Here is an 18,276-nt window from a genome sequence, read left to right as displayed (position 1 = left end):
CGCTCCACCAGCTATCGGTTTGTCATTATTTTCTATTGGGACGGTGTGGCGATTGCCTATGTCGATTCCACGCAGACAACCGGCGATTCAAAAAGCACCACAATCAGTTTTGTCGCGGATGACATTGTTTACGGAGTACCCACAGGTTTGACGGCGGACGAATCGGTGTCGCTTGATTCCGACGTTGCTTCAAACATCTTGCCCGACCTCGATCTGGACGGCGACGGGTACAGCAATTTTGACGAGCTGGATCAAGGGAGCGATCCGGAGGATGCGACGGATATCCCCACCACAACAACAATAACAACTGCCGGCGTTACGATCACGGTTAATCTTTCGGACGGCCAGACGGTTCAGGACGCGGAAACCGTTTCGGCGGATGCTTCGAGTTCGGCAAGCGCCATCAAACGACTGGTTTTAAGCAAGTCTTCCGGCAGTGCTTTAAGCGACACAAACAGCAATGCGGACGCTTTTGACGCCACATGGGATACGGCGACTGACTCGGTAACGGAGGATTCTTCGGTCACCTTTACCTTCACGGCGCAGGATAACAGCGGGAACACCGCGACCCTTGCCATAAGCGTGACGGTGGACAACACGCCGAACATCACGTCGTTCGGGACCTCCACGCTGATTCAAAACGGAAGTTCCGCAAGCCTCACATGGGAGGTGGGGAATTACAGCTCGCTTTTGGTTGACAACAGCGTGGGAACCTTAAGCGGTGCGACAGGCTCGACAAGCGTGAGTCCGTCCACGACGACAACCTACACGCTGACCGCGACCCGAACAGGGACTTCCAAAACTTTTACCACCACGGGGAGCGTGACCATTCAGGTGAATTACAATCCGAGCTTTGATGGTTCTACAACAACTGAATTGGGACAGGACCCGGCAAGCGGCGTGGCTATTTCATGGAATCAGTCTGATTCGACCGACGGCTTGGACGACACGGTAACGGGCACGGTGACCCTTTATGAAGGCTCCGATTGTCTGTCCACTTCGTCCATTTCGTCCACAACGTCCACAAGCGGTTCCATCAGCATTGCCGCTGACACCCTCGACCCCCGCACCGATTATTCCTACACGGTAGCTCTCTCCGACAGCAATGGAGGAAGTGCCTCCACAAGTGCCTGTCAGAATTTCACCACCGGCGACACAGGGCTTGTGGGGTGGTGGCGGTTTGACGGGGATGTGACTGACTCGAGCGGAAATGGGTTGGATGGTTCCGACGACTCCCCCAATGATACCCCCTTTGTGTTTGCGAGCGGCATCAACGGCAGTGCCCTTTCCCTTGCCGGCAACGACTATGTTCGTATTCCCCACAACAGTCTTTTGGATTCTCCCCAGACCGTCGAACTGTGGGTGCTGACAAACACGACAACGGGGCCGCGCGGCCTGGTGGATAACTATAATGGAAATGCTCAGGAAACTGATTCTGACTACCAAACTGGTTACCAGTTGGAACTAGGCAGATACTCCAATACGCTAAACTGGCTGGTTGCATCCGATGGACCAACATTAGATCCGATAATCTCGGCTGAAGTTTGGACCCACCTGGTTGTAACTAGCGATACGGACAACGGATCCTACCGGCTGTATCTGAATGGGGAGTTGGCAGATATTGCGGAGGCGACGATCGAGTTTATGGCCAACAGCACCATGGACCTCTATTTTGGGGCAAACCTGGGTGGCGACGATTCGGGAAATTTTACGATCAACTCTAACGAGGCGCTAGATGGAATGCTCGACGAAATCGCCATCTACTCCCGCGCCCTTTCCACGCAGGAGATCCGCGACTTTTGCCAGACAAATGATCCGACGGGAAGCACCTGCGCTGATGACGACGTGCCGGCGCAACTCACGCCATCCAACGGCCTCGAACTCCCCCCCACCCGCGCGTTTTTGTCGTGGGAGGCTGGTATTACGCCTTCGGGCAAGACGTTTAACCATTATCTACTTTGTTATGCGGCGGCAGGAGAAGACATATCGTCGGATCTTTCCTGCCTAAACCCGACAACCACGTCCGATTCGTTTTCGGTACTTGAGGATCCCATCACCCCCAGCAACACCGGCTACAGCTGGAAGGTGAAGGCCTGCTACAATGCCGCCGGAACCGATTGCTCCGACTACTCCCCCGTCTGGTCCTTTTCCACCGACGATTCGCTGGTGGGGTGGTGGAAGTTTCAAGATGTGAATATGAACGATGCCAGTGGCAAGGGTCATAATGGCACGCTCAATGGTGATCCTGCCTTTTCCATCGGTGAAGGAATCGACGGAGCGCTCACGCTGGACGGGGACGATGATTATGTCCGAGTCAGTGATTATGCTGATCTGGATGGCATGTCGGCATTGACTCTCGAAGCCCGTTTCATGACTCTCGATACGGCGCAAGATAGCAAAGGCATTGTGGGTAAATATATGGATATACCCAGTTCTTATATATTCAGAACAAAGGCTAATAACACTGTTGATTTTATATTAACGACCGATCCTGATAATAATAGTGATGCTACCAACTCAGGACAACTATCTGCAGGAAACTGGAATCACATGGTTGGAACCTATGGCGATGACATCCAGGCTACGGCTCTTAATGGGGTTTTCGTCTCTTCACAAACTCTGACAGGCGACACCGTCAACGATACCACCAACGACCTCTGCTTTGGTGCTTACTGTAAGGGATTAGATGTTGCCGGCTACTTTTCCGGTTACATCGACGAAGTCGTCATTTACGACAAGGCCCTGTCGGAAGAGGAAATCCGAAACTCCTACTGCGCCGTCGAGGCGCTGGCGGGGAGCGACCTGTCGGCGGATGGGTGTTTATAAAAGACAGTGCGTAAGTGAGTAGACGCCGAGTGCCTGCGTACGACCGTCCGATTTTCGGACGGCGCCGTCCGAAAAATAGACGTTTCCTCAAGCATCTTATTCCGCAGTCGCAAGCAATCTTCCTCCAACCCGTTGATTTTTCGAGCGCGCCAATCCAAAAAAATTAAACCCGCTTTTGGCATGGTTCTTGAATGTGCGTTTTGCCCCCAGGCAATAGTGCCCGGGATTTTTTAAGGAGAGCCCATGTCGAAATTCAAAATACTCTGGTGGACAAATCGCCCCGACCAAACGGTTGCCGAAGCGGAAAATTTTTCCGCCGAAGTGGAACCGAGCCGGGCCGGGCCTATCCGCGGGACAACGCCTTCGGATGCGGTCTCCTGCCCCTCATTCGATGACGAGCCTTGGAAGTCCCGCTCCGACGCCATCCGGCGGGAATCGAAGGACGAATTCTTTCTGGTCGACTGGAGTTCCACGCAAGTAACCCCGCCGCCGCTTCCCCTTGATCATGGCTATGTGAGGCTTTTGCTGGAATTTCTCGATACGGTCCCCAAGGAGTGCTGGATTGATGAGGAAAATGAGGAGGATTAACAAGGTTTCTTAGGCTATTGACTAAAATAGACCTATGTTTTAGTATCTGTTTTACTGATTTACAGGTCTGTTTTATATACGTAACGACATAACTCCCCCTTCTCCCCCTCTTTCAGCCAGAGGCTGATCCGCCTTTGGCGGAAACAGAGGGGGGGTGGGGGGAGTTATCGGCAGTTTGAAATGTCGTTGTGTATAATAAGCGGTTTGCTGTGTAATTTAGGGCGCCTCTAAAAACTATGTTCGTTACGAAAAAACATGATCTGAGCCGAAACAAGGAGGATGAGCAAAAAGCCCGCAGACGTAGCCAAAGCGCTACGTTGAGGACTTTTTGTGAAATCCGACGCAGTTGCAGGCCAGAGCATGTTTTTGCAGTAGAAGATAGTTTTTAGAGGTGCCCTTTAGTATGAAGCGATTTTCTGAAAAGTTCCTCGTTGAATGGTTCGGGCGGCCACGCCGGAAACCCCTTATCTTGAGGGGGGCGCGGCAGGTGGGGAAATCCACCCTGGTCCGGAATTTTGCCGCCTCCGGGGGATTCGATCTCATCGAAATCAATCTCGAAAGAAACTTGAGGCTCAACCCGGTTTTCAAAACAAACGACGGTAAAAAAATTCTGGCCGAAATCGAGGCGGCCAGCGGAAAAAACGTTCATGCCAAAGAGGCGCTTTTGTTTTTGGACGAAATTCAGGCCACCCCCGACGCCATTCCGGCCCTGCGCTACCTCCACGAGGACATGCCGGAGCTTCCCATTGTCGCCGCGGGATCCCTTTTGGAATTCGTTCTGGCCCGGCATGGCTTTTCCATGCCGGTGGGGCGCATTGAGTTTTTTCATCTGGGCCCCATGACGTTCAAGGAATTTTTGCTGGCGCAAAACGACGAATCCCTGGTTGGATATCTCGAAGGATACCGTCTCGGCGGCGCCCTGCCCGAAATGGCGCACGAGAGGCTTTTGTTGCGGCAACGGGAGTATCTGTTTGTGGGGGGCATGCCGGAGGCGGTGCTGGTTTATTCCCAATCGGCAAGCCTGACGGAAGCGCAAAGGGTGCATCGCTCCGTGATGAACACCTACGAGGACGATTTTGCCAAATACACCCGCCAGGCCTCCGAATTAAACCGCCTGCACAGCGTCTTGGGCGCGCTTCCGAAAATCATCGGCTGTAAGGTCAAGTACTCCCAAATTTCGCGCGAGGAACAGTCCAAATCCTTAAGGCTGGCCATCGATCTTTTGGTCAAGGCGCGCCTCCTCCTGCCGGCGCATCACAGCGCCTGTTCCGGCGTTCCCCTCAAAGCCTCCGCCGACCCGCACGTATTTAAATTATTTTTCCTCGACGTCGGCCTGTTTAATTACCTCTGCGGCATGGAATGGGGCGATTTATCCCGAATGGACGAAACCCGCCTGGTCAATGAAGGGGTATTGGCCGAACAATTTATCGCCCAACACCTGGCTTATCGCCACGAAGGGCTCGAAAGTCCCGATCTGACCTATTGGCTCCGGGAGGGAAAAACGTCCAATGCGGAGGTTGATTTTGCGGCGGCGGTCGGAGACCGGATTTTTCCCATCGAGGTCAAAGCCGGAACAAGCGGCGGTTTGAAATCCCTTCAGCAGTTTGTCCTCAAGAAAAAAACGCCTGTCGCCTGCCGCTTCGATTTGAACCTCCCCTCCACGCAAAAGGTCCGTCATCAAACCCTCGAAGGGGGAACGGTAAAGTCAGCCGAATTCAATCTTGTTTCATTGCCGCTCTACTTGGTCGAAGAAACCCTCCGGTTGTTAAAAACGGCGTAATTTCTAATAAATAAAATTGAGTAAATTTATTACAACCGTCCGAAAAATAGACGTTTCCTCAATCATCTTATTCCGCAATCACAAGCAATCTTCCTCCAACCCGTTGATTTTTCGGGCGCGCCAATCCAAAAAAATTAAAACCGCTTTTGGCATGTTGCTTGAGTGTGCGTTTTGCCCCCAGGCAATAGTGCACTCCCCCTTGATCATGGCTATGTGAGACTTTTGCTGGAATTTCTCGATACGGTTCCCAAGGAGTGCTGGATTGATGAGAAAATGAGGAGGATTAAATTACGACCGTCCGAAAATCGGACGGTACCGTCCGATTTTCGGACGGTTTGCGCCTAATTCCCCTCCCCCATTTGGGGGGATGGTCAGGGAGAGGGAAAGCTAACTCCTTGTTTTCCCTAGACCCTACACCCTAAACCCTAGCCCCTGCCGTACTTGGCACGATATTTGAATATACAAAAGCCATGATGAACGGGCAGACACAACAAGTCGTTGATAAAGCGGAAGAGGCGTTGGCCCTGTTGGAAAAGGAAGAAAAGGCGTTTCGGGGCCACTGGGTTTGGAAAGATCTTCACTGCACGCCGGAGCAGTTCTTTTCGGCGGTCAACAGGCATGTGAAGTCGCTGAACATCCCGCCGGAAAAGTGGAACGCGGCCTATAACAAGGCCAAACAGGCCTCCAAGGTCCGTTCCGCCGAGCGGCGCGGCGCTTACCGGCCGATAAATTTGCAGATGATAGGAGCATTGAGAGTTTAACGAATAAACGAATAAAGGAGAATCAATATGACCACAGTCTCTTTAGATCAAGTAAGATTCCAGGGTATAAACGGCGAAACCAGCCTGGGTGGAGGAGTCAGCGAAACCGGGTTGGAACAGACCGTCGGCGTTTCGCTGATAGCCGACTTCAACCAGCAATTGGCCGATATTTCGGCCAATATGCAGGATCAGCTGGCCCAAAAACAGGAAGTGCGGGGGGAGATTTCCGTTCTTCAAGGCATTAATGCAAAGACAACGATAAATAACGAGTCAACGAACGGTCAGGATGCAGTCATGATTACACAGGTCGAACGCGACAAACTCCTCCAGTTGGGGGTAGATAAGAACAGCATTATCTCCAGCGGAGGTTATCTTTACGTCACCAAAGAGGCCCTCACCGCCACCGTAGAATCCAGGCAGGAAAAGCTGGCGGGGTTGAACTCCAACAGCGAGCTCACGATGATCCAGATTCAGTCGCTGGTGGATCAGCGGAAAAACATGCTGATGCTCCTGTCCAACATGATGGCCAGCAAGAATGAGACAGCCTCGAGCATTATTCGTAACCTGAAAAACTGATAACGAAAGGAGAAAATCATGATCGTCACGGCAAATAATACAGCAAACTCCATCTCCGGCGTCACCATCGGCGCGGGCACCATGGACATGCTCACCTATGTCGAGGCCCTGCTCCTTCAGGATTCCGACGGCCAGCTCAAGGATATGGGCAAAAAAATCCAGGCCAACCTGGACCTAAGAAAATCCTACCGCCAAAGCATTTCCAAGCTTGACGTGGCGTTAAGCGCCTTCAAAGGCCTTGAAAAAGGAGAACACGATGGTTTCAAGGTAAAAGGAAAGGACGATTCAAAGAAAATGGTGGGGACTGACCTGAATGACATGCTGAAAGAGCTCGGATTGGACGGTCTTCCCAATGGGCAAGTGAGCGACTATTTCTACGACACCGAAGCCCACGATGGGCTTGGTGGGGTCTCCTCCGAGGCAAGCGAGATGACCATCGGAACAAAGTCGACAAATAAGCATGGGAATACGGAATATACCATCAAGGCCGATCAACTCGAAGGGGCAAACAAGTATCTCCAGGGAAAGTTGGACGACCTCAATACGGAAGGAGAGCAATTCGGGATTCAGCTTCAGGATCTCAGCGGAAAAAGGAAAACGACTCTTGAGACACTGTCGGCCCTAATCAGCAAGGTTCAGGATGCCAGCGCCTCGATTATAAGGAACATCGCAAAATAACAGAGAAATTTATGCCGCCCGTAACCGGAACATCAAGTATCAACTTAACCTCGATCAGCAACGATACCCTGACCGAAAGTTTTTTCGCGGGGACCGCCCAGGGCATGGTCGATCAAAAAAAACTGGCCGGAAGCCGGCTGAATACCGGGCTTCGCGACATGAGCGGCAAAAGGGACAAACGGATCAGGGAACTCAACAAGTATGTGAAGGAGCTGACCAAAGGGGGCTTCTTCCGGATGTTTCTAAAAATATTTAGTTTTGTCATGAAAATCCTTAATCCTTTGGACACCATTTTGGGGAAAGTGTTTAAGGGGAAACTGAAGTGGCTTCAAATGGCTCTGTCCTTCGCCGTTCAAGCCGCCCAGATATTCTTCACCGGGGGAGCTTCTGTCCTGCAAACTGTCACCCAACAGCTGACAAAAAAGGTGTCCGAGACCGTCATGAAAATGTTCCAGAAAATGGCCCAAATGATGGGAAAATCTCTTGTAAAACCCGTTACCAAAATGATGGGGAAATCTCTTGTAAAAACCCTTACCAAACAGGTCATAAAAAATGCGTCGGAAACGGTCTTGAAGATAGTTCGATTAGCCGTCACCATGCTAAAGGATTTATCGCAGGTCGGAATTAGCATAATGGATATGGCGAAGCAAAAAAGCATGGCCCTTCACCAAAAAGAGGCCGAGAGATTCCAAACTCTGGCCATGCAGGCGGGCAAAACCGTGGAAAGCAACTCGGATGAGATCCGCCGGATTCAAGAAGGGATGACCAAGCTCATCTCCCGGACCTCTGAAACAATAAACATCGAAGAACAGGGCAGGGAAGCCCTGACAAAACTTTAAGGAGACAACCATGGCCATTATTTCCGCCAACACAACTTCATCGACCTTCGGCGACTCATCCAGAATACTTGCCCTCCTTGAATCGATGGAGGAAAACAGCTCCCTTCAGGAAACAGACGCCTCCAGGCAAAAAGAAAGGCATTTCGACAGTCAAATATCGCTTCAAAAGGAAAAAGTGAACAAAATGGAAGAGCAAATTAAAGCCCAATTCAGCAGTGGCCTGCTCAAAAACATTGTCTCACTGGCAACCTCCGTCGTGGCATCCGTCATTAATTTCAAGCTTTCAACCATGCCCAACGTCGCCTCTCCGGCGCTAAAGGCCGCGCAGGCAAAAATTGCCAACGCCTTGAAAATGATCGCCGGGGGAATTCAGAAACTGGCCAATTTTGTTCTTCAGTTCGATCCCTTTGCGAAAAAAGCGCAACAGGCGGGAGTGGATGTCGAAAAATTGCAGAAAGACATTCTTGCAGAATCGAAGCAAACGGAACAGGCGCAGGATGTCGAAAAAAGGGCGCGGGAGTCGCGTGCCAAAACAGAGGACGCGATGAACAGTTACGTGCGTCTTAAAAACGAGGCCGAAAGCGCCATCGCCAAAAATTAACGGGAGGTTTCCATGGAAATTACCAATCAAAGAAGTGAAACGGTCAGTTCGACAATCATCACGCCTCAATCGACAAGTAGCGTCGAAAACTTGAGCGCCGATGTCATGATGCAGGCCTTCATGATCGAGGAGGTCAATAAAAAAATCGATGAGGTTAAAACCAAGCTCGAGATGAAAACGGCCCTCCTGGGCGCCTACGGCAAGCAGATCGGCAAACTGGACATGGTTAGAGACAAACATCCCGGCGGCGGTGATACCAAAATCTATCATACTTATGAGCGCGTTGATTTTACCTACGATGAGAAAAGCGGAGAGGTCAAAGAGATCAAAAGGGGGCAGTTGGCCACAAAGGACCCGATTTTTGGGGCAAAATACACGCCGAAGGCCGCCCTGTCGGCCGAAATTGAGCGGCTCAAAAAGACTGAAGACAAACTCAAAAAAGAGGTCAGCCAGCTCGAGACCGATCTCAAAGAGCTTTTAACGCGCAAAAAAGCCATGCTGGAAGAAGTCGCCAGCGGCGTGACCAAAAAAGGAAACGCCTTAAAAGATTTGAGCATGAGAACTTAAGGGTCTAAAACCAGCCGCAAAAAAGGAGAAAACCATGTCTTCAATAACGGAAATGCCGAGTCTCTCAATAACCGGAAAACATAATGATTTTTCTAAAACTCAAGGGAAGGGAACCTCACAAGTGAGCACCGTTTTAAAAAACGGAACTCTCAAAATCAGGGGCGGAGACGGAAATGACAAAATCGAGCTTAACCGCATGCTGGGCCGGACACCGGCGATGGTGGAGATAAAGGTCAACGGCGAGGTTATGGCTACCGTTCCCTATTCCCAGTTGCGAAACGTCAAGATTTATGGCGGAAACGGCGATGACAACATCAAAATCGATCCGTCTCTTTCGCTCGATACGACCATTCATGGAGGAAAGGGAGACGACACCATCCAGGGCGGGTCCGGCAGTGACAAAATTTTTGGCGGCGCCGGCGATGACGTCATTGAAGGAACAAAAGGAAATACTAATTGGATCGATGGTGGATCGGGGGCTGACACAATTTATCATTACAACGGCGATCACGTTAAACCACGAAGAGGGGAAGGGGATAGAGGGTACCTTAATCATTTCAGAAGGGTATAAAGCGATGACCAAAAATTCCCAGCTTGTCTCTTCCTGTGACGAAATACGAACGGAGGTTTCCCGTTTCCTGAAAGGCCCGAAGGCAAACCTGCTTTTCCCGCACGTCAACCTCAAAGATGATCTTTGCCTCGACTCGCTGGATATCGTGGAATTGATCGTGCACCTCGAAAAGAAGTTTGGGGTTGAATTTGACGGCGATACCATGCCGTCCGTCGAGACGGTGGGCGACATGGCGCGGTATACGCAGTCACTTGTGACAGAAAACGTAAAAATCTAAAAGGAGGGTTCCCAAGTAGCAAAGCCAGTGGCGGATGAAGCGGCTTGGGAGCGGAGTTTGCAGAGGCAAGTAGTGATTTAATTAAACATCAAACTAAAATTAAGGAGAACTTATGAGCAATGACTTATCACTATCAAACAAGATTTGGGATGGCATGGCATCTTCGGCAATGGAGATCGCCAAACCGGAAGGGGCAGATGAGTTTAGAACAGTGGTCATGCAAGCTATTTGGGATGGCTACGACCAAAATCTCTCTCCACGCGCCGTGGCCGAGCAGATTTATCCCGAGTTTCAGCAGAACCCCGATCTGGCCGAACAGCTTTATCCGGATGCGTCCAGGGACTTTCCCAGCCTCCAGAAATGGATCGGCGACAAGATGGCGGAAATCAGGGACAATTTATAACGCAACGGCAACGGGGGCAGGGAGCTGAAAAAATATGGGCGGTTTGTCGATTGAAAATAACAACGATCTTTTCGGCATCGGCGCGGAGGCGTTGCGGGGCGGAGTTTCGGCGGCCTCAAGCGGCCTTAAACTCCTCCAAAGCATGGACGGCAAAGAGATCAAAGCGCTCAACGATGCGGAGATTGTCAAGCTGCCGCATCCACCCACCAAATCGACGAATCGCTGATAACCGCCGTCATCATTAACGAATCCGGAGGAAAAATTGAGGCCGTATCCGATACCGGAGCCTATGGGGTAATGCAGTTCACCCGTGATATTTATGCCCCAAACCCCAAAAAACAATTTTTTAAAACCTCTATAAACCCTTTTGTCCCGGAACAGGCAATTGACCGGGGTACTGCCTTTCTCACTTATTTAAGAGATCTGCCTTACATTAAAGGAGATCTGGAGAAAATTGCGGCCGGATACAATCAAGGGGAAGGCGCCGTAGCCGACGCCGTCGCATCGGCTGAAGCAAAAGGGGGTAACTGGAAAGATTATTTCTGGTCAACAACAAAATTCAACGACCCGGCACGCCGTAGCGAAGGTTTGAAATTTATTGCCAGTATTAAATCAATCCTTTCCCTCCAGGATACCCGTGTTTCGAGTGCTGTCCACTCCCTGCTTGCAAATGGGCCGGAAATAGCTCAAAACAATAACGTACCTTCGGCCAAGGAATGGAAACAACAGCATATGGATTTTAATGCCGAAGGGTCAATAGTCGAAATCGCTCCTTATGCGCAAAAAATTTAAAATCCTGTTTTGGGTATTGACGTTGTCTGAATTTTTCACCGCTTCTACGGTACAATCGCAAGACACCTCGTTTTATTTTTCCCTCCGTAACCATCACCGGCAAAAGCTGTTTGGGCGAATCAACAACCGAAAAAGACAGCTATGTCCGTATCCAACTGGCAAACCAGAAAAATAAAACAAAAAAGATTTTTTACGGCACCTGCAATCGTTACCGTGCCGCTTGTTCTCTCGAGGTCCGGCAGGTGAGACTTGTTCAAAATGAAGCCCCATTCATTGTATTTGCCGAAGGGTTTGGAGGGGGGTCCAGCGGTGCTGAAACTTATCACGTGGCCATTTTTGATCCCGACGATCTTTCCAACAAGGGGGAGTTTGTTTTTTACACTTGGGGAGGTGGCAAGGATTTTTTCGGTACTGATGATTTTATCGATCCCGGTTTTCTCAAAGATATTGATGGGGACGGCAATAGGGAAATTATCGCCGAGGAGCGTGACTGCACTGGTAAATGGCATTGCAGTGAACAGACAAAAGGCTGGATCTACTCCTACCAAGACGGCCGCTACCGGAAGTGGAAACCGATCGAGGCCAAGACAGCCAAATGATCTCCCCCCTCCAAAACCTGCAGGCCCTCCAGACGATCCTGACCGTTGAACAACAACTGCTGGCCAATATTCTGCAAAATCTCGCTCCCGCAGGGGAGCAGATGCAACAGCCGGCCGGGCAGACTGGAACGGCTGACAACTTACCTCAAACGCCCCCTCTCCCCTGCCCCTCCACCTCGCCTGTCCGCCAGTTGTTTGGTGGAAGGGGGGAGGGATTAAGGGAGAGGGTGATTCCAAAAGGGAGTGAAGGGGAAGTAAAAGAATCCGGCGAATCTTTGCTGACCAAAACGAACGACCAAGCCCCTTCGCTGAAAGAACAGATCGTCTCGCTGACGCAAGCGCTGGTCCAAAACGGCCACCTCCCCTCCTCCACCTTAACCCAGCCGATCCCCGTCATCATCCCCCAAATGCTCGCCTGCCTGGGAAAACTGCACCGGGAGGAAAAGAAGAAAAAACAAAAGAAGAAAAAAAATAGGGACAAAAAGGGGAACCAAGAGGATCAAGAGGATCAAAATGAATCCCCCCTCGATATGCTGATCCGGCAGGTGTTTAAAATGCACAGCCCTTCAAAATGAAGTTCAAATGTCCGGGGCCTTGACAAAAATCGGGGAGATCGTTTAGTATTACTTAGAGGTATTACTTATGTCTCGACTGACCCGAAAATTCCAAATCACCCTTCCCAAACCGGTTCGGGCGGCGTTGAATGTCCGCTCCGGTGAAGAGGTTGATTTTGTCATCTCTGCCGGAGGCCGCATCCAGGTCGTCCGGAAGGATAAAAGGGCCCCCTTCGACAAATTCGTAGGTCTCCTGAAATCGGTTAAAACAAAAGACAGTGATCGCATCGTTGCCGGCCTGCGGGGTCACAAATCGTGATCGTTGCCGTCGATACAAATATTCTTCTCGATATTCTCATCCCGAATCCCTCTTTTTTGGAATCGTCCAGAAGAACGCTCAACCAATACGTCGAAAAGGCCCCGTTGATCATCGGAGAGGTTGTCTATGCCGAATTGGCCGCCCAGTTTGACGACGAACTGTTGTTCAAAACGTTTCTGGTTTCCACAGGAATCAGACAGGTCCCTTCAGGTAACGGCGCCTTATGGACGGCCTCACGAAGCTGGAAACGATATAATGAGCATAAAAAACGGAAATTCCTTCAATCTCGCCGCGTTCTGGCCGATTTTCTTGTCGGGGCCCATGCCGCTGTTCATGCGGGAAACTTGATCACGCGAGACCAGGGTTTTTACAGGACCTATTTTCAAAATCTGAAAATCATCGATCCGGGCCGATAAATCCCCCCTCCCCCTCTTAATCAACCGAAAAATTGGGGAAACATCAATCCATCCCCAACCTCCCCAGCCTTCCGCTGGCGCGCGATTTGGCGTACATCCACTTGAAAAAAAATCCCGCAATAAAGAAATAAACAATATTGAGCAAAAAAGCCGTCAACATGTAGCTCGACGGCATCACCCCGTCCCGGATCATCGCCCGCATCCCCTCAAATACATACGTGCTGGGGAGTAGTTTTGAAATAACCTGCACCGATGGCGGAAGGATCGAGAGGGGATAAAAAATCGCGGAAAGCGGCTGGACCAGAAAGGGGATTCCCCAAATCAGCGCCTCCACGGCGTGTCCCCAGCGGATCAAAAGGCCGGAGGTAAAAACCCCCATCGCCCAGCCGAAAAAGAGAAGATTGGCCATCAGGGGAATGAGATAAAAACCGTTCATGCCGATGAGATTGAAATGATAAAGCCCAAACGCGATGACGGCAAGAATCGCCACGATCAACAGGATTTTTGCAGTTCCGTAAATGAACGTGGCGGTCAGCCACTCCCAGATTTTAAGCGGGGAAACCAGAAGGTTGACGATGTTTTGCGTCCAGATATCCTCGACAATGGAAATACTCACCCCCTGCTGGCTCCGGTAGAGGACATCCCAGAAAATCATCGCGTTGATGAGAAAAATAATGATCTTGGAAACTTCAGTCTGGGCCAGGCTCTGGATGTAGAGGGTCAAAAAACCCCAGACCAACAGTTCCATCACCGGCCAGAAAATAACCTCAAGCGTGCGGGAGACGCTCCGCTTGTGGAGGTAGAGATAGCGCAGGATCATGGCGTTGATGCGCGAAACAGATTCGTTCATAAGATCAAATCCCCATTGCGGACAATCTTGATAAAGACCTCCTGCAGGCTCCCGCTCTTGAAAGTCCGTTTCACCTCTTCCGCCGAACCCTCGGCGATTTTTTTTCCCTGATGGATAAAAAGGATCCGGTCGCACAACTCTTCCACCTCCATCATGTTGTGCGAGGTGTAAACGATGCCGATCCCCTGCTCCTTCTGGATTTTCTTCAGAACACCGCGTACGGTATCGGCCATTTCTGGGTCGAGGCTGGCGGAAGGTTCGTCCAATAAAAGAAGCTCCGGATCGTTCAGGAGACACTTGCAGAGATTGAGCCTTGTTTTTTCCCCCGCCGACAAGGCCCCGGTCACACGGTTTTTCAGGTGTGAAATTTCAAAGAGGTCAAGGAGCGATTTGATTTTTTTGGCCGCATTTTTTACCAGATAAAGCCGCGAAAAGACATTCAATACCTCATAGACCTTAAGATTCGTCGGCAGATTCACATAGGCGGATGAAAAATTGAGCCGTTTGGCAATTCGGTGGCGATCCTTTAAGGGAGAGAGGCCGAAGACCGAAACCTCTCCCGTGCTGGGGGTCAACAGCCCGAGCAGAATATGAATGGCGGTTGTCTTTCCCGCACCGTTGGGGCCCAAAAGCCCGAGAATTTCCCCTCTCTTCAAATGAAAGGAAAGATTATCGAGAGCCAAGGTATCGGGGTACCGTTTGCAAAGACCTTCGACAGCGACAAGTACCTGATCCATCTTCCCCTTTTATCCGATTTTAAGGCGATTTTCACTCTTTTCTTTCAAAGAACCCTCTGCTAGAAAGGTAGCAATTCAGTCTCGGGTGGATGCCTTGAGGTTTTGTCGGCTGTTTGAGCGCACCGCAGTGAACATCGCCAATCGGAACATTCTTGAGCCCAACAATCAAATAGAGTGGCGATTAAATAGACCGCGAGTTCCGACAAAACCGAAAGCAGACACCGGGACTGAATTGTCACCCAAAGGAGAATGATGCCTTTCGACATTCACAAACTTATCGAATCGCGCGAAGGCGAAAATTATGCCCTTCATTCGAACTACATCAACCCGCAGTTCGCCAAAGTCTTAAAGACCATCGGCTTCGACAAAGTTTACACGAAAGCGAAAGGGCCGTATCTTTACGACAAAGACGGCAATGAGTATCTCGATTTTCTCTCCGGCTATGGCGTTTTCGCCATCGGTCGAAACCACCCGAAAATCAAATTGGCGCTGACAGAATTTATCGACAAAGACCGCGCCAACCTGGTGCAGATGGAGGCCCCGCTCCTTTCGGGCCTTTTGGCCGAGGCGCTGATCAAACGGGTGAATCAGGACGGGATCGATACCGTTTTTTTCACCAACTCCGGCACCGAATCCAACGAGTGCGCCATCAAATTCGCCCGCGGCGCCACCGGGCGCAAACGGATTCTTTATCTCCATCACGCCTTTCACGGCCTTTCAACGGGAAGCCTTGCCCTAAACGGCAACACCGAATTCCGTGAAGGGTTCGGCGATCTTCTCCCCGGATGCGAGATGATCCGGCAAAACGATCTGAATCAACTGGAGGATGAACTGAAAAAGAAAGATGTCGCCGCCTTTATTTATGAACCGATTCAGGGAAAGGGGGTTTACATTCCCCACGACGATACCCTTCCTCAAGCGCAAAAACTCTGCCAAAAGTACGGGACTCTCGCCATCGCCGATGAAATCCAGACGGGGCTGGGCCGCACCGGAAAATGGTTCGGGTTCGAACACTGGAATTTAAACCCCGACATCATCACCGTTTCCAAGTCGCTTTCGGGCGGGATGGTACCGGTAGGAGCAACACTGACGCGACGAAGTATCTACAACAAGGTCTTTTCACGGATGGACCGGTGCGTGGTTCACTCCTCCACCTTTGGGCAGAACGATCTCGCCATGGTCTGCGGCCTTGCGACCCTTTCAATTATTGAAGAGGAAGGGTTGGTTGAAAAGGCCCGAATGCGGGGGGAAGAAATCGTCGAGGGGCTCAAAAAACTCGATGCAAAACACGAATGGATCAAGGAGATCCGCGGCAGGGGATTGATGATCGGCATCGAATTCGGAAAGCCCACCTCCCTCAAGAAAAAAATCCAGTGGAATATGGTTCATCAGATCAACTCCGGCCTGTTTGGCGAGTTGATTGTGATGCCGCTTTTGGCCAAGCACCGGATATTGACACAAGTCTCCGGCCACGAACAGGATGTGGTGAAAATTCTTCCTCCTTTGGTGATTGAACCGGATCATGTCGGCCGCTTTGTCACCGCTCTCGACTCGGTGCTTGAAGAATGCGGCCAAATCACCGGCCCTATGTGGGAGATGGGCAAAAATCTCGTCAAGCACGCCTTGGCCGACAGAAAAGCCGCTACGGCTTAAAACCACCTCATCAATTGCCGGTTTTGAAATGATTTCTACCAGTCAATCCTTTGCCTGGATGTATTCGGAATCAATGTGCCGATAAACTTAAACAGGCTCGAGTGCCGATTTTCCCGAAATTCCCTTTTGGCCACCCGCGCCGTCACCTTCCCCTCGTCGGTTCCCTGGATGAATTCCACTTTCTCGAGGTCCACATAATTAAGGTCGATGGTAAACAGCCCCCGGCTTCCAAAACTTCCGAAAATTTCAACCTTGTCGAAATTCTCGACAATCAGGTTGGCCGAATTCCGGGCCTTTCGGATGCTGAAAGAAAAACCGGGATAAAAAACCAGCTCTTTGGCCGCCTGGCACATCCCCTGATCCCAGGCGTCAAAACCGGCCCCCTTGTTGATGGGAAAGCGAACCTCCGAATCGGCAAAAGAGACAAACCAGGCGGTCTTTCCCGCGCGATCTTTGGTCAAGGTCACCGAGGTTATTTTTTTGGGAAAATCGGGGGCCGTAAAAACCTTTGCGGCAAGCAAAACATCCGTTATGCCGGGCGGTTTGACGGTCAACGGAAGCCTTTGGGAAGGGATTTTCTTTTGCAGTAAAAACAGGAGCTGAAAAAACTGCTCCAATTTGGTTTTTTGAGGGACCGTGTCGAAGATATTCCGAAGGCTTTGACGGGAATCGTCCGAATCCTCCCAAATTGGCAAGTCAAGAAGCTTCTGCAAAGAATCAAGCGCGGCGGAAATTTTCGGGAGATCGGCCTTCAAAACCGGCGGTGGAGGCGAATCGGCGCCGGGACACCGGTCGTCCGCCAAAAGAACCGACGGGAAAACAACAAAACAGATGAAGAGGAGAAGGGCCTGCATCGTGACGCATTTCTCTCCCATTTTAGGAACGACAAATCAAGGAGAAGTCTTGCTGGAGAAGTCTTGCTTGTCTTGCGGCAGCGCTCCTGATAATACCGTTGGTGCTGAAAATTTTTCATCGTGAAAAAAAATAAAATTATCCTTCTTTTTCTGCTGGCCCTTCTCACCCGATTGACCCCGCTTGGCGCGGGCGAGCCAAAAAAAGAAACCGTCCCGACGGAAACCAAAAAGGGAAATCCTCTTTTTCGCTATTTCAAAGACCGCGAGATCGATGTCTTCCCTGTCCCCGTCTGGGAATCGAGGCCGGATGAAGGCAACACCTACGGCCTGATGCCGGTGGTCCTTATGTCCGACCATGACAAGCAGATCAAGGCAATCTTTGCCGCCATCGGCCAGTACAACACCATAACCGGCGTCAGCGGCGCCGCCCTCTCCTACTTCTACCCCAAACCGGACGAGGCGATTGAAATCTACGCCGAGGTGGCCCAGAAATATTTGAGGGATGTGGAGTTCCATTTTCTTGACCCCTCCTTCTTCGACAAATTTTATCTGGAAGGAACCTTCACCTGGTTAAAGACCCCTTTTGGTCGTTTTTTCGGCCTCGGGCCCCGAAGGATCGAAAGAAATCAGAGCAATTTCACCGGCCGGAATTTTTTGCTCGATGCCGCCTTTGGCTGGTATTTCATGAATCACTTAAGGGTGGAAATGGCCCCAAAATTCCACACCACCGACATACTCGGCCGGGCGATTGACGACATCGACGATACGCTGACCCGTTATGGCGCCCTCCCCAATGTGGTCGACTCGACCAATTTTATCGATGAATTCGCCCTCGTCTTCGACAACCGGGCAAACAAGGAATATTCAACGTCCGGTTCGAAAGTTCGTCTCTCTTATTTTTTTTCGAACAAGGCCCTTGGGAGCGACAAGAATTTCCAGGGGTGGCGCCTGGAGGCGGTCCAGCTGATCCCGCTGGTGACAAACCGGTGGATGACCGCCCTGCGTTTCAATTTTCAGGAGGTCTTTGGAACAAAC

Annotated in this window: 23 protein-coding genes; 20 read left to right on the top strand and 3 right to left on the bottom strand. The window is 50.8% G+C overall.

Annotated elements, in window-relative coordinates:
* From HYU99_00710 to HYU99_00625, 18 genes are all read left to right on the top strand, one after another.
* Positions 1 to 2,826, top strand: a 2,826-nt coding sequence (locus HYU99_00710; GenBank protein ID MBI2338876.1) for a LamG domain-containing protein, incomplete at its 5' end; no start/stop codon positions are given.
* A gap of 243 nt (positions 2,827 to 3,069) precedes the next feature.
* On the top strand, positions 3,070 to 3,414 hold the full coding sequence (locus HYU99_00705) for a hypothetical protein (GenBank protein MBI2338875.1): 345 nt from the start codon (positions 3,070 to 3,072) through the stop codon (positions 3,412 to 3,414).
* A 403-nt stretch (positions 3,415 to 3,817) separates the two neighbouring features.
* Positions 3,818 to 5,194, top strand: coding sequence for an ATP-binding protein (locus HYU99_00700; GenBank protein ID MBI2338874.1), 1,377 nt, complete (start codon positions 3,818 to 3,820; stop codon positions 5,192 to 5,194).
* A 470-nt stretch (positions 5,195 to 5,664) separates the two neighbouring features.
* A complete protein-coding gene (locus HYU99_00695) occupies positions 5,665 to 5,955 on the top strand; it encodes a hypothetical protein (GenBank protein MBI2338873.1) in 291 nt (96 codons plus the stop codon).
* Between the two features lie 111 nt (positions 5,956 to 6,066).
* Positions 6,067 to 6,531 carry a hypothetical protein gene (locus HYU99_00690; protein MBI2338872.1) on the top strand — a complete coding sequence of 155 codons (465 nt, stop codon included), beginning with the start codon at positions 6,067 to 6,069 and terminating at the stop codon, positions 6,529 to 6,531.
* Positions 6,532 to 6,549: 18 nt separating this feature from the next.
* Complete coding sequence (locus HYU99_00685; GenBank protein ID MBI2338871.1) at positions 6,550 to 7,209, top strand: hypothetical protein; 660 nt, start codon at positions 6,550 to 6,552, stop codon at positions 7,207 to 7,209.
* A gap of 203 nt (positions 7,210 to 7,412) precedes the next feature.
* Complete coding sequence (locus HYU99_00680) at positions 7,413 to 8,048, top strand: hypothetical protein (protein MBI2338870.1); 636 nt, start codon at positions 7,413 to 7,415, stop codon at positions 8,046 to 8,048.
* Between the two features lie 10 nt (positions 8,049 to 8,058).
* A complete protein-coding gene (locus HYU99_00675) occupies positions 8,059 to 8,649 on the top strand; it encodes a hypothetical protein (GenBank protein MBI2338869.1) in 591 nt (196 codons plus the stop codon).
* Positions 8,650 to 8,661: 12 nt separating this feature from the next.
* Complete coding sequence (locus tag HYU99_00670; protein MBI2338868.1) at positions 8,662 to 9,216, top strand: hypothetical protein; 555 nt, start codon at positions 8,662 to 8,664, stop codon at positions 9,214 to 9,216.
* A 121-nt stretch (positions 9,217 to 9,337) separates the two neighbouring features.
* Positions 9,338 to 9,787 carry a hypothetical protein gene (locus tag HYU99_00665; protein ID MBI2338867.1) on the top strand — a complete coding sequence of 150 codons (450 nt, stop codon included), beginning with the start codon at positions 9,338 to 9,340 and terminating at the stop codon, positions 9,785 to 9,787.
* Between the two features lie 4 nt (positions 9,788 to 9,791).
* Positions 9,792 to 10,064, top strand: coding sequence for an acyl carrier protein (locus HYU99_00660; GenBank protein MBI2338866.1), 273 nt, complete (start codon positions 9,792 to 9,794; stop codon positions 10,062 to 10,064).
* A 154-nt stretch (positions 10,065 to 10,218) separates the two neighbouring features.
* Complete coding sequence (locus HYU99_00655) at positions 10,219 to 10,467, top strand: hypothetical protein (GenBank protein ID MBI2338865.1); 249 nt, start codon at positions 10,219 to 10,221, stop codon at positions 10,465 to 10,467.
* A 34-nt stretch (positions 10,468 to 10,501) separates the two neighbouring features.
* On the top strand, positions 10,502 to 10,693 hold the full coding sequence (locus HYU99_00650) for a hypothetical protein (protein MBI2338864.1): 192 nt from the start codon (positions 10,502 to 10,504) through the stop codon (positions 10,691 to 10,693).
* Entirely contained in the window at positions 10,678 to 11,259 is a 582-nt protein-coding gene (locus HYU99_00645; protein ID MBI2338863.1) for a lytic transglycosylase domain-containing protein, read from the top strand. The genes HYU99_00650 and HYU99_00645 overlap by 16 nt, the downstream gene beginning before the upstream one ends.
* Positions 11,260 to 11,369: 110 nt before the next feature.
* On the top strand, positions 11,370 to 11,858 hold the full coding sequence (locus HYU99_00640; protein MBI2338862.1) for a hypothetical protein: 489 nt from the start codon (positions 11,370 to 11,372) through the stop codon (positions 11,856 to 11,858).
* Positions 11,855 to 12,433, top strand: a complete 579-nt coding sequence (locus HYU99_00635; protein ID MBI2338861.1) for a hypothetical protein — start codon at positions 11,855 to 11,857, stop codon at positions 12,431 to 12,433. Before HYU99_00640 ends, HYU99_00635 begins: the two co-directional genes overlap by 4 nt.
* A 67-nt stretch (positions 12,434 to 12,500) precedes the next feature.
* On the top strand, positions 12,501 to 12,731 hold the full coding sequence (locus HYU99_00630) for a type II toxin-antitoxin system PrlF family antitoxin (GenBank protein ID MBI2338860.1): 231 nt from the start codon (positions 12,501 to 12,503) through the stop codon (positions 12,729 to 12,731).
* Positions 12,728 to 13,147 (top strand): PIN domain-containing protein, encoded by a 420-nt coding sequence (locus HYU99_00625; GenBank protein ID MBI2338859.1) that lies wholly within the window; start codon positions 12,728 to 12,730, stop codon positions 13,145 to 13,147. The genes HYU99_00630 and HYU99_00625 overlap by 4 nt, the downstream gene beginning before the upstream one ends.
* A 43-nt stretch (positions 13,148 to 13,190) precedes the next feature.
* Here the strand turns inward: HYU99_00625 and HYU99_00620 are convergent, their stop codons facing one another.
* The gene (locus HYU99_00620) at positions 13,191 to 13,997 is read right to left on the bottom strand and encodes an ABC transporter permease (protein ID MBI2338858.1); all 807 of its coding nucleotides are present in this window, start codon (positions 13,995 to 13,997) and stop codon (positions 13,191 to 13,193) included.
* The gene (locus HYU99_00615) at positions 13,994 to 14,734 is read right to left on the bottom strand and encodes an ABC transporter ATP-binding protein (GenBank protein ID MBI2338857.1); all 741 of its coding nucleotides are present in this window, start codon (positions 14,732 to 14,734) and stop codon (positions 13,994 to 13,996) included. The genes HYU99_00620 and HYU99_00615 overlap by 4 nt, the downstream gene beginning before the upstream one ends.
* A 252-nt stretch (positions 14,735 to 14,986) precedes the next feature.
* On the opposite strand from HYU99_00615, the gene HYU99_00610 reads away from it, so the two are divergent.
* On the top strand, positions 14,987 to 16,387 hold the full coding sequence (locus tag HYU99_00610) for an aspartate aminotransferase family protein (GenBank protein ID MBI2338856.1): 1,401 nt from the start codon (positions 14,987 to 14,989) through the stop codon (positions 16,385 to 16,387).
* Between the two features lie 35 nt (positions 16,388 to 16,422).
* Here the strand turns inward: HYU99_00610 and HYU99_00605 are convergent, their stop codons facing one another.
* Positions 16,423 to 17,262, bottom strand: a complete 840-nt coding sequence (locus tag HYU99_00605) for a hypothetical protein (protein ID MBI2338855.1) — start codon at positions 17,260 to 17,262, stop codon at positions 16,423 to 16,425.
* A 99-nt stretch (positions 17,263 to 17,361) separates the two neighbouring features.
* On the opposite strand from HYU99_00605, the gene HYU99_00600 reads away from it, so the two are divergent.
* Positions 17,362 to 18,276: hypothetical protein (locus HYU99_00600; GenBank protein ID MBI2338854.1), on the top strand; the 915-nt coding region annotated here is incomplete at its 3' end.

Source organism: Deltaproteobacteria bacterium (genome assembly GCA_016183175.1).
Taxonomy (GTDB): Bacteria; UBA10199; UBA10199; order UBA10199; family SBBF01; genus JACPFC01.
Note: the sequence above shows the minus strand (reverse complement) of the source record. Positions and strands in the feature narration are given on the sequence as shown.

What these genes read in the sequence shown, in the direction of transcription:
- HYU99_00635 (MBI2338861.1), top strand. Translation starts at nt 11,855, where the DNA reads ATGATCTCCCCCCTCCAAAACCTGCAGGCCCTCCAGACGATCCTGACC.
- HYU99_00610 (MBI2338856.1), top strand. Translation starts at nt 14,987, where the DNA reads ATGCCTTTCGACATTCACAAACTTATCGAATCGCGCGAAGGCGAAAAT.
- HYU99_00650 (MBI2338864.1), top strand. Translation starts at nt 10,502, where the DNA reads ATGGGCGGTTTGTCGATTGAAAATAACAACGATCTTTTCGGCATCGGC.
- HYU99_00695 (MBI2338873.1), top strand. Translation starts at nt 5,665, where the DNA reads ATGATGAACGGGCAGACACAACAAGTCGTTGATAAAGCGGAAGAGGCG.
- HYU99_00705 (MBI2338875.1), top strand. Translation starts at nt 3,070, where the DNA reads ATGTCGAAATTCAAAATACTCTGGTGGACAAATCGCCCCGACCAAACG.
- HYU99_00670 (MBI2338868.1), top strand. Translation starts at nt 8,662, where the DNA reads ATGGAAATTACCAATCAAAGAAGTGAAACGGTCAGTTCGACAATCATC.
- HYU99_00685 (MBI2338871.1), top strand. Translation starts at nt 6,550, where the DNA reads ATGATCGTCACGGCAAATAATACAGCAAACTCCATCTCCGGCGTCACC.
- HYU99_00615 (MBI2338857.1), bottom strand. Translation starts at nt 14,734, where the DNA reads ATGGATCAGGTACTTGTCGCTGTCGAAGGTCTTTGCAAACGGTACCCC.
- HYU99_00620 (MBI2338858.1), bottom strand. Translation starts at nt 13,997, where the DNA reads ATGAACGAATCTGTTTCGCGCATCAACGCCATGATCCTGCGCTATCTC.
- HYU99_00655 (MBI2338865.1), top strand. Translation starts at nt 10,219, where the DNA reads ATGGCATCTTCGGCAATGGAGATCGCCAAACCGGAAGGGGCAGATGAG.
- HYU99_00700 (MBI2338874.1), top strand. Translation starts at nt 3,818, where the DNA reads ATGAAGCGATTTTCTGAAAAGTTCCTCGTTGAATGGTTCGGGCGGCCA.
- HYU99_00630 (MBI2338860.1), top strand. Translation starts at nt 12,501, where the DNA reads ATGTCTCGACTGACCCGAAAATTCCAAATCACCCTTCCCAAACCGGTT.
- HYU99_00675 (MBI2338869.1), top strand. Translation starts at nt 8,059, where the DNA reads ATGGCCATTATTTCCGCCAACACAACTTCATCGACCTTCGGCGACTCA.
- HYU99_00605 (MBI2338855.1), bottom strand. Translation starts at nt 17,262, where the DNA reads ATGGGAGAGAAATGCGTCACGATGCAGGCCCTTCTCCTCTTCATCTGT.
- HYU99_00660 (MBI2338866.1), top strand. Translation starts at nt 9,792, where the DNA reads ATGACCAAAAATTCCCAGCTTGTCTCTTCCTGTGACGAAATACGAACG.